This is a genomic window from Virgibacillus salarius (genome assembly GCF_039521925.1).
In the GTDB taxonomy this organism is placed as follows: domain Bacteria; phylum Bacillota; class Bacilli; order Bacillales; family Amphibacillaceae; genus Virgibacillus; species Virgibacillus salarius.
On sequence record NZ_BAAACY010000073.1, the window covers coordinates 1 to 14409 of the forward strand.

The following is a 14409-nucleotide window of genomic DNA, read 5'->3' on the forward strand; positions in this document are numbered from 1 at the left end:
TAATAGCGAAGGCCGGCCACTTCAACTCCTGTGGGAAATGTTTGACCTGAAGATCCACTTTTTTGAGCGGGCTTTGCTAAAAAAGTTAGCTGAAGGACAAACCCCACGGAAAGGGAAGTGGGCAGCCGGAGTGGTGGTCAAGCAAGCAGTAGCTATTATTCCATAATAGCTACTAGAGGAAGCGTAAATCTGAGCATTTAGTGATAAGGACTGAGCGAATTTTGCTCAGTTTTTTTTAACCGTTGAGAGCTTTATAATTCAATAACGTATGCGATGGTAGGGGGTATAGACATAAATTCACTGTCGCTTTCTATTTACGAGTTTGGTTGTTCACGGAAAATTAACAGTAGAAAAGTAATATGTAGGTGACAAACGATAGGGAAATCAGTAAAATTACTAAAGAGAAGGAGGCAAGTATTATATCATGAGCACAATTCGTAAAAAGTGTGCAACGCTAGCAGAACATCCTGCTTTTATGAATACAATTATAGTATTAATTGTTTTGAACGCCATTTTAGTCGGTTTTGAGACATATAGTTTTGTTGCAGAAAAGTATGCAGGTTGGATATATCTTGCCGATCGAATATTACTTTGGATATTTACATTGGAAATTGTAATTAGACTAATTGGCAGTCGTTCTCTTAAGGCATTCTTTAAAGATCCTTGGAGTGTATTTGATTTTGTAATTGTACTTAGTGGACATGTATTGGTTGGCTCCTATTATGTAACGGTATTAAGAATAATGCGTGTGCTTCGTGTGTTAAGGGCCATTTCTATTATACCTTCATTACGAAAGATGGTTAATGCATTACTTCTCACTATTCCTTCAATGGGAACGATCCTACTGCTGTTAGGTATTTTCTTCTATGTATACGGTGTTATTGGTACGATGATGTTTCAACTAATCGCTCCTGAATACTTCGGTACACTACACCAGTCTTTATTGACGCTTTTTCAGGTCATCACATTGGAGTCATGGGCAAGTGGTGTAATGCGCCCAATCTTAGCTGAAGATCCTTCATCCTGGTGGTACTTCGTCACATTCATTCTTATTGGTGCATTTGTAATTGTTAATTTATTTGTTGGGGTTGTTGTCAATAATGTAGAAGAAGCTAGTAGAGAAGATTCTCCATCACCAACGGATATGAAACTAGCTGAGGTTCAGAAGGAATTAAAAGAGATTAAGAAGTTGTTAGAAAAAAATAAAGGATAAAAAGGTCGGGGACGAACCTAAAATCGTTAACCCAAAAGCCATATGATAAAGTGAACCTTCCATCCGTGGGGGGCTTATTTATCCCTCACGGATGGTTCCACTCGCTGCCGATGCCTTCCTTATCCTGTGGGAACAGTACGGGCTGAAGATCCCGCGGGATAAGGGCAGGATGCTAATGGAGCGTGATACAATCTGTTTTAAATAAACATTAATGATAGCTTGTTAATCCATTAACTCAGAAATAATTTCGAACGACCGCTGCCGATCTGCTTGATGATAGATTTGGGAGCTTATAATCATTTCATCCGCCTGTGTTTCCTCTAAGAAATTTTTCAACCCCTGTTTAACCGTTTCTTTGCTGCCAATTATCGTTGTACGAGGGTCTAGCGTTTGTTTGATAGCTTCAAGCTCGTTAATAGAGAAATGGGCCTCGATATTTTCAATCGGTGGCTTTAGCTTTGTTGGTTTTCCACGACGCATATTTAAGAATTGCTGCTGCAAGGAAGTCGCTAAATAGCTCGCCTTCTCATCAGAGTCTGCAGCAATTACATTAACACCAACCATGGCATATGGCTTATCCATATATTCGGATGGCTGGAACTGTTCTCGATATAAGTTTAATGCAGGAATTGTATATGCAGGTGCAAAATGACTAGCAAAGGAAAATGGCAACCCTTTTTGAGCTGCTAATCTAGCACTAAAATCGCTAGAACCGAGTAACCAAATAGGGATGTTTAACCCTTGACCAGGAACAGCTTTTACACGAGAAACCGGATCTTTAGCGAAGTAATCTTGTAATTCATTTACTTGCATAGGGAAATCTTCCACACTCATATTTAGTGTCCGCCTTAGCGCATATGCTGTCGCTTGGTCACTCCCTGGTGCACGGCCAAGCCCTAAATCAATGCGTCCTGGATAGAGTGACTCAAGCGTTCCAAATTGCTCGGCAATGACAAGTGTTGCATGATTTGGCAGCATAACACCACCTGCTCCTACACGAATGTGATTTGTTTTTTCGGCAATATGTCCGATAATTACGGAGGTTGCAGAGCTAGCTATTCCAGGCATGTTATGATGTTCAGCTAGCCAGTAACGGTTAAAGCCAAATTTCTCTACATCCTGTGCTAATGCTACACTATTTTTAAAAGAATCGCTTGGTGTGCTGCCTTCATTAACAGGAGCTAAGTCTAAGACAGATAATGGTATATGCTGAAATGTCTTCGTATGAGTCATTATTTTTCACCTCTTCGCTTATTTCTTAATAAGAAATGATACGGATTTTTTTATAAACCGTCCAACGATTAGCTTCGGTAGAAAAAACAGATAGCTCGTTGATAGCTGTTAAAGCGGATGAATCAATTGTATATAATTCAACTGGTCTATACCACGAAAGGATTGATCATTTAACCATGGTTTAAGAAAAATTCAAAGAAAATTTTTAATAAAAATTGAAATTTTTGTGAAGTAATCCTCAACCTGTCTATACCCCTTGTCAATCATGCAGTTTAGATGAATAAAGAAAATAAAAACACGAAAAAGACAGCGTTTTCATTTATTAAAATTTAATAATATTGTATTAAAATAACTTATCTGAATTTTGAGGTAAAATAAAAATTATGATATGATAATCCTACTATACTTTTTTCCGAATGGATGGAACAGTGCGAAAATTATGTGATAGGTGGTTTTAAAGCTTCTGAAATCAATGAAATTAAAATATAGATCATGTGAATTTTGATGTTAAGAAAGGGGATGTTGGGATGTCGCGAAATGGATTCCCTGAATCACAGGGATTGTATCGTCCTGATTTTGAACATGAAGCATGTGGGATAGGGATGATTGCAAACATAAACGGTAGGAAGACGCATAATATTGTGCAAAATGCCATTAATATTCTCTGTAACCTGGAGCATCGTGGTGGTCAATCGGCAGATACCAGTACAGGAGATGGTGCCGGAATCTTAACACAGATTCCGAATCGTTTTTTTCAGAAGCAATGTGCAAAGGAAGGAATTCAACTTCCAGCAAAAGGGGACTACGGTGTGGGGATGGTATTTCTTCCGATAAATCATAATCTCCGTATGGAAAGTAAAAGGATGTTTGAACGAATTATTCGAGAAGAAGGACAAACATTTCTTGGCTGGAGACCAGTCCCGATTAACGAATCATTTATTGGGAAAGTAGCAGCAAAAAGTATGCCTTCCATTCGTCAAATCTTTATAAAGAAACCGGAAGATGTGAAAGATCAAAAAGCGTTCGAACGAAAGTTATTTGTCATTCGGAAGCGAATCGAACAAGAAGCTGCAAAATCCCCAGAATTCGAGGATATTTATATTAGTAGCTTGTCCTCAAGTACCATCGTCTACAAAGGGATGCTCGTCCCTGAACAGTTAGATGCCTTTTATATCGACTTAAACCATCCTGATTTTAAATCAGCACTCGCATTAGTTCACTCTCGCTTTAGTACTAATACCTTTCCAAGCTGGAAACGATCGCATCCAAATCGATACACCATTCATAACGGTGAATTTAATACACTAAGGGGCAATGTGAATTGGATGCGTGCAAGGGAGCAAATGTGTTCATCGGAATATTTTACAGAAGAGGACATGGAAAAGATATTGCCAGTAATTGACTATGAGGGAAGCGATTCATCTATATTTGATAATACATTTGAATTCCTGCATTTATCTGGACGTTCTCTAGCGCATACAGCAATGATGATGGTTCCAGAGCCTTGGGCAAATGATAATGGAATAAAAGAAGAAAAACGAGATTTCTATGAATATCATAGTACACTGATGGAGCCTTGGGATGGGCCGGCGGCACTTGTCTTTTCTGACGGAACGCAAATAGGCGCATGTTTGGACCGTAACGGATTGCGGCCCGCACGCTATTATGTTACGAAGAGTGGAATGATCGTTCTTGGATCAGAGGTTGGTGCCCTGGATATATTTGCTGATGACATATTGTATAAACGTAGATTAGAGCCTGGAAGAATGCTTTTAGTTGATTTGGAGAAAGGTGTCATTGTTCCAGATGAAGACATTAAAATGCAAATTGCATCAGAACAACCGTATAAGGAATGGTTGAATAATAAAATAGATATAGATGATATTCCAGATGTAATGTATAGACAGCCGGTATTTGGAGAGGAAAAATTAATTAAACAGCAGCATGCATTTGGATACACCCGGGAAGAATTGAATAAAATCATTAAACCATTAGTTACGGACGGAAAAGACCCGATTGGTTCCATGGGATACGATTCACCTTTAGCTGTACTGTCTAAGAAGCCACAGCTGCTATACAACTACTTTAAGCAATTGTTTGCTCAAGTAACAAATCCTCCAATTGATGCGATTAGAGAAAAGATTATCACAATGGTCGAGACGACTATTGGAGCAGAGGGAAATTTAGTACACCCCACTGCAGAAAGCTGCCGACACATTCGTTTGAAGACACCAATCCTTACAAATGGTGAATTAGAAAAATTACGTATTCAACAATTAGCCGGTTTTCAAGCAGTAACCTTGTTTATGCATTTTGATGTAAATGATCAGGAGAATGCATTGGAAAAAGCACTGGATGAACTCTTTGTAAAGGCAGATAAAGCCATTAATGAAGGTGCTGTAATCCTCATTTTATCTGACCGAGGAATCGGCAAAGATAAAGCAGCCATTCCTGCATTACTAGCTGTATCTGGTTTACACCACCATTTAATTCGTAAGGGGTTACGTACTAAAGTGAGTCTATTAATCGAATCGGGAGAACCAAGAGAGGTTCATCATTTTGCAAGCTTAATCGGCTATGGAGCGGAAGGGATAAATCCGTATCTTGCTTTTCACTCCATAGAAGATCTTGCTGAGAAACAAGAATTAGAACAGTATACAGCAAAACAGGCGAAGCGGAATTATATTCAATCAGTGACAGATGGAATTATAAAGATACTCTCGAAAATGGGAATCTCGACAATCCAGAGTTATCGAGGAGCACAAATTTTTGAAGCAATTGGTATAAGAAAAGATGTTATAGAAAAGTATTTTACTGGTACTGCTTCAAGATTGGGTGGTATTGATCTTGACCTAATTGAGGAAGAAACACGTATGCGTCACCAAAAGGCTTTTTTAGAAAATCGTGGTGGCAGCTATACCTTAGAAGCTGGCGATGAATACCAATATCGTAAAGATGGGGAAGACCATCAATATAATCCTAAAACTATTCATATTTTACAGCATGCCTGTCGAACAGGTAATTATGAGTTATTTAAGGAATACTCAAAGCTTTTGACAGATGAAAAGGAGAATCTTCAATCTTTAAGGGGCTTACTGTCCTTTAAAAAATGTAAACCAGTGCCACTCGACGAAGTAGAATCTATAGAATCTATTTGTGCTCGTTTTAAAACTGGTGCTATGTCCTTTGGCTCGATCAGTAAGGAAGCTCATGAGTCTTTAGCGATTGCCATGAATCGCATCGGTGGGCGTAGTAATAGTGGTGAGGGCGGTGAATCAACAGACCGATTTACTCGTGATGAGAATGGTGATCTAAGAAGGAGTGCCATTAAACAGGTTGCTTCAGGGAGGTTTGGAGTAAACAGCAATTATCTAGTGAATGCTGATGAGATCCAAATAAAGATTGCCCAAGGTGCTAAGCCTGGTGAAGGTGGACACTTACCTGGAAAAAAAGTATATCCATGGGTTGCTGAGGTACGCGGATCTACTCCAGGAGTTGAGCTCATTTCTCCACCACCACATCATGATATTTACTCCATAGAAGATTTGGCTGAGTTAATTCATAACTTAAAAAATACGAATCCAAATGCAAGAATTAGTGTCAAGCTTGTATCAGCAGTTGGCGTTGGTACCATTGCAGCAGGTGTCGCAAAAGGTAGAGCAGATCTAGTTTTAATTAGTGGTTATGATGGTGGAACTGGAGCAGCACCACGCACAAGCTTGAAGCATACAGGGCTACCTTGGGAGATTGGATTGGCTGAAACACATCAAACGCTTTTATTAAATGGACTTAGAGATCGAATTGTTGTGGAGACAGACGGTAAAATGATGACAGGGCGTGATGTAGTAGTAGCAAGTCTGCTGGGTGCCGAGGAATACGGCTTCTCTACAGCCCCACTAGTCGTATTGGGATGCGTAATGATGCGCGTTTGTCATTTGGATACATGCCCAGTTGGGATAGCAACACAGAATCCGGAACTACGTAAGAAATTTATGGGAGACCCGGAACATGTAGTCCATTTTATGAAATTTATTGCACAGGAAGCACGTGAATTAATGGCAGAACTTGGCTTTCGAACCATCAATGAAATGATTGGTCGTACGGATGTGCTTGAATTTAATCAAGCCATTGATCATTGGAAGGTAAAAGGAATAGATCTGACAGAGTTGCTTTATCAACCAGATGTTCCTGCAAAAGTAGGAAGATATGCGACAATCAAACAAGATCATGGAATTGAAAAGACACTTGATTATCAAGAACTAATTCCGAATTGTAAACAGGCAATTGAACAGAAAAAGGCAGTTGAGTTTACAACAGCAATACGTAATATAAATCGGGTAACTGGTACGCTATTAGGCAGTGAAATAACCAATCGCTATGGGGAAGCTGGGTTACCTGAAGATACGATTAAATTGAATTTTAACGGATCTGCTGGGCAAAGCTTTGGAGCATTCATTCCACCAGGTATGACATTACGACTTATCGGTGATGCCAATGATTTTGTAGGAAAGGGTCTATCTGGAGGGAAAATTATCGTCCATCCAGACCCTATTGTTACCTTCCCACCTGAGAAAAACACAATAATCGGTAATGTAGCCTTTTATGGCGCTTCACGAGGAGAAGCCTATATACGCGGACTCGCAGGAGAACGGTTTGCAGTAAGAAATAGTGGAGCAACCATCGTTGTTGAAGGTGTAGGAGATCATGGTTGCGAGTATATGACAGGTGGTACAGTTGTAGTATTAGGAAGTACGGGAAGAAATTTTGCTGCAGGTATGTCTGGTGGCGTAGCATATATATTCGATGAAGACGATTCATTCCGTTCGAAGGTGAATGACGAGCTTGTGTATATAGAAACAGTAGCAGATCAAGAAGAAATTCAGCGACTTTATCGAATTATTCAACAACATGTAAATGAAACAAATAGTACACATGCGGAGCGAATTTTATCCTATTGGGACAAATATGTAGAACAGTTTGTGAAAATTATTCCAAAAGCATTTGTGAAAATAAATGACCGAATTGCAACGTTAAGAGCAGATGGAATGAGCAAATTCGATGCAGAGATGCTTGCCTTTGAGGAGAGTAAGCAGCCTGCAAAAGAAGAAAAGAAAGAGGTAGGAGCATTACAATAGCCATGTTTGCCAATTAAGAAAGGGATAGATATGCGTTTGCTTGTTGGAAAAGGAGGCCTTTGATGGGGAAACAGACAGGGTTTATGGAATATGACAGACAAGTACGGCGGGAGCGAGACCCAGCGGTCCGTACCAAGGATTGGTTTGATTATACAGCTCCATTGTCGGATAAAGAGGTTCAAATACAGGGGGCACGCTGTATGGATTGTGGTGTACCTACTTGTCATGTAGGAATGGAAATTAATGGTGTAACCTCTGGTTGTCCGGTGTATCATCTTATTCCCGAATGGAATCAGCTTGTCTATGAAGGGAAGTGGAAAGAGGCATTAGATCGAGAGCATGAGCAAAATAACTTTCCGGAGTTCACTGGGATTGCCTGTCCGGCTCCGTGTGAAGGAGCTTGTGTGCTCGGTATTAATGAGCCGCCTGTTGCTATTCGAACCGTAGAGCGTTCAATTATTGAGAAAGGCTTTGAAGAAGGCTGGGTAGTCCCGAAGCCTCCAGAAAAGCGAACTGGCAAAAAAGTGGCCGTCGTTGGCTCTGGACCAGCAGGGCTAGCTACAGCAGCTCAGTTGAATAAAGCAGGTCATCTCGTTACAGTTTTTGAAAGAGATGATCGTGTCGGAGGATTATTAACTTACGGCATTCCAGAGATGAAACTTTCCTATGATGTAGTGATGAGACGCGTCGAAATTTTGCAGCAAGAAGGAATATCCTTTGTAACGAATACAGAAGTCGGTAAAGATATTACTACTGAAGAACTTAGAAAGGAATTTAACGCGATTGTACTATGTGGTGGTGCGACAGTGCATCGTGATATTCAAGTGGCGGGGAGTCAATTAAAAGGTGTTCATCATGCAATGGATTTCCTCCATTCCAATACGAAAAGCCTACTAGATTCAGATTTACAGGATGGCAATTATATATCTGCTACGGGTAAGGATGTTATTGTTATTGGTGGTGGAGATACAGGAACAGATTGTCTTGCCACATCTGTTCGCCATAATTGTAAGAGTCTAACTCAGTTTGATATTTATGATAAAAAAGGATTAGTTCGTGATATGGAAACAAATCCATGGCCGCAATATCCAACGATTCATCGAGTAGAATACGGTCATAAAGAAGCAGCAAGTACTTATGGGGAAGATCCACGTGCTTATGCTGTGATGACTAAAAAATTTGTTGGGGATGATAATGGATATGTTAAAGAGGTGCACACAGTAAACGTTCGCCTTCGCTATGATGAAGCTGGCAACAAAGTCCGGGATGAAATCCCTGGTACTGAAAAAATTTGGCCGGCAGATCTTGTATTGATTGCGATTGGTTTCCGTGGACCAGAACAGGATCTTATTGAGCAATTGCAAATTGAAACTACGGCTAAATCGACCGTCGCCGCTGATTATGATGACTATAAAACAAATGTAGACGGTGTGTTTGCTGCAGGTGATATGCGACGCGGACAAAGTCTAATTGTTTGGGCGATAAATGAGGGAAGAGGCGTAGCCAGGGAATGTGATCGTTATTTAATGGGAGAAACTGTGCTACCATAAGTCGAAAATGGAGTGCTATTGTTTCATACAATGTATGGAGCGGTGGCGCTTTTTCGCGTCTACACACCACTATTATGTGATCTTCGTACATAAAAAGGTAAGTTTTAGACAAATAACTTGTGATCTGCATAAAAGTACGGAGAAATGAGTTTGCAACAAAATACTACTTGCAGTAAGATAGTATGGTGAGAAATATTTTTAGGTATTAGATTATCAAATTTTGCAGTTTGTTTGGATAAGATAATCTAGAAATGAGGGTAAATCATGAGTAAACCATCCATTTATGGACTAACATATGAACAATTAACGGATTGGCTAATGGATCATGGTCAACAGCGTTTCCGCGTTGATCAGGTCTGGAATTGGCTTTATAAAAAACGTGTCCATCGATTCACTGACATGAAGAATGTTAATAAACAGACGATTGCTTTGTTAGAGGACAATTTTGTCTTAGGTACACTAGAAGAAGAGGTTAAGCAAGAATCAAAAGATGGTACGATTAAATATTTATTTCGCTTAGCAGACGGTAATTTAATTGAAACTGTTTTAATGCGATTTAACTACGGATTGTCTGTTTGTGTAACTACGCAGGTTGGCTGTAACATCGGTTGTAGTTTCTGTGCTAGCGGGCTATTAAAGAAAAATCGTGATCTATCTAGTGGTGAAATTGTTGAACAGATCATGAATGTACAAAAAGATTTAGATTCTCGTGGTGAGGATGATCGGGTTAGTCATATTGTTGTCATGGGAATTGGCGAACCATTTGATAACTTTACTAATTTAATGGACTTTTTGTATGTAGTAAACGACGATAGAGGATTAAATATAGGTGCTAGACATATTACTGTATCAACGAGTGGTTTAGCTCATAAAATATATGAGTTTGCAGATACAGGAATCCAAGTTAACCTAGCGATCTCTATCCATGCTCCTAACAATGAGTTACGTACACAAATCATGAAAATAAACAAAGCCTTCCCTATTGAAAAGCTAATGAAGGCAGTAGATTATTATTTAGAGAAAACGAATCGAAGAATTACGTATGAGTATATTATGTTAAAAGATGTCAATGATCATCAGGAGGAGGCGCTTCAGTTGGCGAAGCTGCTTGAGAATCATCGACACTTAGCATATGTCAATTTAATACCTTATAATTCGGTTGATGAACATAACCAATATCAGCGTAGTGAATCAGCATCTATACAAGCCTTTTTTGAAACGTTGAAGGATAAAGGAATCAATTGTGGTGTTCGTTGGGAGAATGGTGCAGATATTGATGCCGCTTGTGGACAACTTAGAAGTAAACAAATGAAGAAAAAGAATGTTGGCTAAAGGAGAAACCTAAGTGCAATTTGCACTTAGGTTTTTTACTTCCTCATCTGTCACTATCTACAAGAACCGTTTCCTTGTTTCAGGAGACGGCAATGTACAGCTTTGTTTCTGTCCGAACCATTCATAGCGATGGTTGGCGATCACTCCATATAGGAAGTCTCTAAGCGGTTTAGGAATGATCATGAAGCCGTATAAAAGCTTCCATGCGCCGTTTAATTCTTTACATACCCTAAGCGCTGCTGTTGATTTAAAATACGCTTTATTACCGTCAATGAGGATGAAACTATTCATGTTAGTTGGTACATAGTTTCTTTTTAAGAGTTCTTGACCAGCGTCTCCTTGTAAGGAGGCGAATGTAAACTGCTCTTGCTTATCTCTTTTTAAGATAAATTGAACACTCTGATCACAGAAATTACAAACACCATCAAAGAGAATGACCTTACTCATGTACGCTCACTCCTTATGGAATAAAGCTATCCTTGCTTCTATTGTAACATGCCGTTTTTTTAGATTCCTAGTTTTAAAGTTCTTGAAAGCAGTTGCAACAACAATATCTTATATAGATTAAGGTAACGATGTATACATTTAGGCGTATTTACCTTCTTTTTTGGTGGTACGATTTATGATAACCCCCCTAAATCCATATCTAACGAATGGCAATGCAAAAAATTCGATACTTGATGGTGAAACGTATTAGTTAGCGCTTTTTCCTTTATTAGCTTTTATTCTAACCATATTCGCCATGCAATTCATTTTAACAGGAATAAAAGAGGTGCAAGAAGAAAGGAGAGGACTTATAACTAAATTCACAATAAGAAAAAGGAAGATAACAGTGAAACGGAGTAATGGTAATCAAAACATGAAACCTTCTTCTTCTCGTTTTCAGCGTGTACAAACAAATCGTAAAGAAAAAGCAAATTGATGTTACTTAACAAAATGTCAATTGAAAAAAATATAACCAAACCAATTCCATGTGGAAAATTAAACATCGGTTGGTTTTCATTATTATAGGAAAGCACATCATTGGATTAATATTAATTGTTTGGTTAGCTATCACCTGAAAATTAATTTTTGGTTGAGTAACGTATAGTTTTTCCTTCTAATCGAGTATGCGGCTATTTGGAAAAGCAATACACGGCCTCATTTTTTACATATAGTCACATCAACTTCATTTGCAAACAATAATGTATACAAGTAAACAAAAAGTGTACATAAAGAACACAAAAATGTTTACTTGTGTACAAATATGTGTAGACACTGTTATATCAACGAAAACAAAACTGTAAACATGTATACAAAATAGAATACGAAAAAAGTCGGATTGCGTTATAAGAAGAAAGGAAGTACTCTTAGATAGAATGTATTATTATGGAGAGGAGTTTTCTTACATGACAAAAACAAGAATAGCAGCAGTGGACGTGGGAAACGATGCGTTAAAGGCAAACTTTGGAAAGATGGAACACGAGGTATATATTCCCAATGTAGTCGCCCAGGATTTTGAAGACCGTCCCGTAATTGGCATTGAAGAGCTAGATAAAAAAGAGGTATTGGATAATATTCATATTCGCGTACATTCACCTGCGCTCGAAGAAAATAACGTAATCTACCGTGTTGGGAATTTAGCAACAAAGACAAACAATTCAACAGAGCTAGATCCCGGTAGTAGCAAGGCAGAAGAGGATCAAACCTTAATTATGCTATTTGCTTCCTTAGCATTGGATGCAGTAGAAAATGGAGCCTTTTCCATGAAGAATAAAGTTATTGATGCAAATTATACCCTTGGAACTGGGCTACCACTCCGAGAGGTAAAGGAAGGTAAGGATGTAGGTTATCGTTCTCAATTACTGGGATCGGTTCACCAAGTTGAATTTTTAGTAACACCACATCATCAGGGTAAGAAAGTAAACATTAAATTTGATGAAGTAAAGGTTTATCCAGAGGGGTTTGCAGCATATGTGAATTTAATTATGGATAATGATTTAAAAGTTATTAATAAAGATTTGATTGATAAACAAATACTTATTCAAGATATTGGTGGATTGTCAACAGATATCGCGGTGATTCGTAATCGTAATGTTGACGATGATAAAGCCCAAGGATTTAATTTAGGCGTTTCTGAATCACTGGAGCAGATTAGGGAAGAAATTCGAACAAAACATGGTGTAGAGCTAGATAGTCGCCGTGATGTAGTAGATATTATTACAAGGAAAAATGACCGACATCACATCATGGTCAAAGGAAGTAGGACAAGCGTTCACGATATTACAGACCATATCCTACTTGAATTGGCTAAAAAAGAGTATCGATTCTTAAGAAACGTGTGGGCTAAGAATTCCCAATCGGAAATTTGTTACTTTGTCGGTGGTGGATCAGCAGTCTTAAAAGATTATTTAAAAGCACTTAATAATAAACTCGATGGCTTTAACATTGATTTCTTTGAAGATGAACAGGAAAGTATTTGGATGATGGCTAATGCTTATTATAAGTTAATAACTGATTTTGTAAATAAGCATGCCAAGCAAGAAAAGGAAGAGAAAGAAGCAGTAAAGGCAAAAGCAAAATAGGGTGATATAATGGCCAAAAACACAATTGAACGAGGGCAATCAATAACCTTTCGTGTTCCTTCCGATACACCGGATTATTTACTAAAGGCACTACAACGACTCAAGGAAACGGAACGGAGAAATTTTTCTAGTCGAATTGCCCAATTTGTATTACGAGGCTTAAGTGAAAGTGTTACAAAAGAGCGGGAAACGGTCACTGTCCCGCTCCCCAAACAATTAACCAAGGAACAAAAGAGTTGGTTGAAACATGAGCATTCAGAAGCATTAGTAGGTACCATTCTATATCAATTATTAAGTGATCCAATGCGAGCTACGACCTTATTGGCTTCCTTAAACAGTAATCATACGAATATTGATGAGGCACTATACTTACAAGAAAATGATATTGACACAGGTAAGCCTGTGTTGGAGGAAACAGCTCTAAAGGAAGAAATAGATTTAGATAGTTTACGTTTGGATTCGTTAGATACAAACCAACAGCAAGAGGTAATCGAAGAGGAAGAAGAGGATCCATTAAAAGACTTCTTTTCGAGTATGAATAAATAAAAGCAAGTCCTGCAGTAAGGTAGGACTTGCTTTTATTTTTATGTTCCTCTCACGATACGTTCTGGATGGGTATATACGTTCATTTGGTATCCACGAACGAATCCAATAACGGTAATCTTCAGATCCTCTGCCAGCTGTAATGCCAAATTAGTAGGTGCTGATTTAGAAATTAATATACCAATTCCCATTTTGGATAGCTTTAAAAGGACCTCTGAAGAGATGCGTCCACTAAAGACAATAATTTTATCATGTACAGGAACATTGTTTACCAAAATATGCCCAAAAAGCTTATCGAGTGCATTATGCCTCCCGATATCCGTACGAACAACCATAAGTTCGTTAGTAGTAGCTAATGCAGCATTGTGCACACCACCAGTTTTACGGAACTGACTAGAGGATTGCTGTAATTCATGCATTAAGTAAAAACACTGTTTAGCTGATATCATATGCTTGGAAAGAATAGTTTTTGCTGTCTTTACGTCATTTTTAAAATAAAATTGTCTGCTTTTCCCACAACATGAGCCAATAAAACGCTTAGAATGGTCCTGATGAAATGTAGTTGGGAGATGATCTATTTCTATATATGCATAGCCAGTATCGATATCAATAGCTAGATCTTTAATAGCAGAATAACTACGAATTATACCTTCTGATGCTAAAAATCCAATGAGGAGCTCTTTAAGATTGCTTGGAGAGCATACCATTGTGGCAAACTCACTTCCATTTATATGAATAGTAATTGGCATTTCTACAGCCACTAGTGAGGTTTCATTTGAATCTCCTGTATTATCAAAGCGGATCATCTCCCAATTTGCTTCATTGGAACGCATGTCACT

The 14409-nt window shown here is 38.5% G+C and carries 9 protein-coding genes; 6 read left to right on the top strand and 3 right to left on the bottom strand.

Annotation, left to right across the window (positions count from 1 at the left end; genetic code table 11):
• The first annotated feature begins 424 nt into the window (after positions 1–424).
• A complete protein-coding gene (locus tag ABDZ84_RS09635) occupies positions 425–1213 on the top strand; it encodes an ion transporter (RefSeq protein ID WP_026683075.1) in 789 nt (262 codons plus the stop codon).
• A gap of 222 nt (positions 1214–1435) precedes the next feature.
• On the opposite strand, the gene ABDZ84_RS09640 is transcribed toward ABDZ84_RS09635, so the two are convergent.
• Positions 1436–2446, bottom strand: coding sequence for an LLM class flavin-dependent oxidoreductase (locus ABDZ84_RS09640; protein ID WP_200862597.1), 1011 nt, complete (start codon positions 2444–2446; stop codon positions 1436–1438).
• A gap of 527 nt (positions 2447–2973) precedes the next feature.
• Between ABDZ84_RS09640 and gltB the strand changes: the two genes are divergently transcribed.
• The 3 genes from gltB to rlmN all read left to right on the top strand — a co-directional run bounded on the left by gltB (position 2974) and on the right by rlmN (position 10463).
• Positions 2974–7581: a glutamate synthase large subunit gene (gene gltB, locus ABDZ84_RS09645; protein WP_026683073.1), complete on the top strand. Its 4608-nt coding sequence runs from the start codon at positions 2974–2976 to the stop codon at positions 7579–7581.
• A 62-nt stretch (positions 7582–7643) separates the two neighbouring features.
• Positions 7644–9131, top strand: a complete 1488-nt coding sequence (locus ABDZ84_RS09650; protein WP_026683072.1) for a glutamate synthase subunit beta — start codon at positions 7644–7646, stop codon at positions 9129–9131.
• A 264-nt stretch (positions 9132–9395) separates the two neighbouring features.
• A complete protein-coding gene (gene rlmN, locus ABDZ84_RS09655) occupies positions 9396–10463 on the top strand; it encodes a dual-specificity RNA methyltransferase RlmN (protein ID WP_026683071.1) in 1068 nt (355 codons plus the stop codon).
• Between the two features lie 57 nt (positions 10464–10520).
• Here the strand turns inward: rlmN and ABDZ84_RS09660 are convergent, their stop codons facing one another.
• Positions 10521–10910, bottom strand: coding sequence for a thiol-disulfide oxidoreductase DCC family protein (locus ABDZ84_RS09660; protein WP_026683070.1), 390 nt, complete (start codon positions 10908–10910; stop codon positions 10521–10523).
• Positions 10911–11851: 941 nt separating this feature from the next.
• On the opposite strand from ABDZ84_RS09660, the gene ABDZ84_RS09665 reads away from it, so the two are divergent.
• Together ABDZ84_RS09665 and ABDZ84_RS09670 are read left to right on the top strand one after the other, a co-directional pair.
• Complete coding sequence (locus tag ABDZ84_RS09665; RefSeq protein ID WP_026683069.1) at positions 11852–13027, top strand: ParM/StbA family protein; 1176 nt, start codon at positions 11852–11854, stop codon at positions 13025–13027.
• A 9-nt stretch (positions 13028–13036) separates the two neighbouring features.
• The gene (locus tag ABDZ84_RS09670; RefSeq protein ID WP_026683068.1) at positions 13037–13573 is read left to right on the top strand and encodes a hypothetical protein; all 537 of its coding nucleotides are present in this window, start codon (positions 13037–13039) and stop codon (positions 13571–13573) included.
• A 38-nt stretch (positions 13574–13611) separates the two neighbouring features.
• Here ABDZ84_RS09670 and fdhD read toward each other — a convergent pair whose 3' ends face one another.
• On the bottom strand, positions 13612–14403 hold the full coding sequence (gene fdhD / locus ABDZ84_RS09675) for a formate dehydrogenase accessory sulfurtransferase FdhD (protein ID WP_026683067.1): 792 nt from the start codon (positions 14401–14403) through the stop codon (positions 13612–13614).
• Positions 14404–14409 lie beyond the last annotated feature (6 nt).

Bases quoted from the DNA above. Each gene is read 5' to 3' on its own strand.
- ABDZ84_RS09635 (WP_026683075.1), top strand. From the start codon at position 425: ATGAGCACAATTCGTAAAAAGTGTGCAACGCTAGCAGAACATCCTGCT.
- ABDZ84_RS09640 (WP_200862597.1), bottom strand. From the start codon at position 2,446: ATGACTCATACGAAGACATTTCAGCATATACCATTATCTGTCTTAGAC.
- gltB (WP_026683073.1), top strand. From the start codon at position 2,974: ATGTCGCGAAATGGATTCCCTGAATCACAGGGATTGTATCGTCCTGAT.
- ABDZ84_RS09650 (WP_026683072.1), top strand. From the start codon at position 7,644: ATGGGGAAACAGACAGGGTTTATGGAATATGACAGACAAGTACGGCGG.
- rlmN (WP_026683071.1), top strand. From the start codon at position 9,396: ATGAGTAAACCATCCATTTATGGACTAACATATGAACAATTAACGGAT.
- ABDZ84_RS09660 (WP_026683070.1), bottom strand. From the start codon at position 10,910: ATGAGTAAGGTCATTCTCTTTGATGGTGTTTGTAATTTCTGTGATCAG.
- ABDZ84_RS09665 (WP_026683069.1), top strand. From the start codon at position 11,852: ATGACAAAAACAAGAATAGCAGCAGTGGACGTGGGAAACGATGCGTTA.
- ABDZ84_RS09670 (WP_026683068.1), top strand. From the start codon at position 13,037: ATGGCCAAAAACACAATTGAACGAGGGCAATCAATAACCTTTCGTGTT.
- fdhD (WP_026683067.1), bottom strand. From the start codon at position 14,403: ATGCGTTCCAATGAAGCAAATTGGGAGATGATCCGCTTTGATAATACA.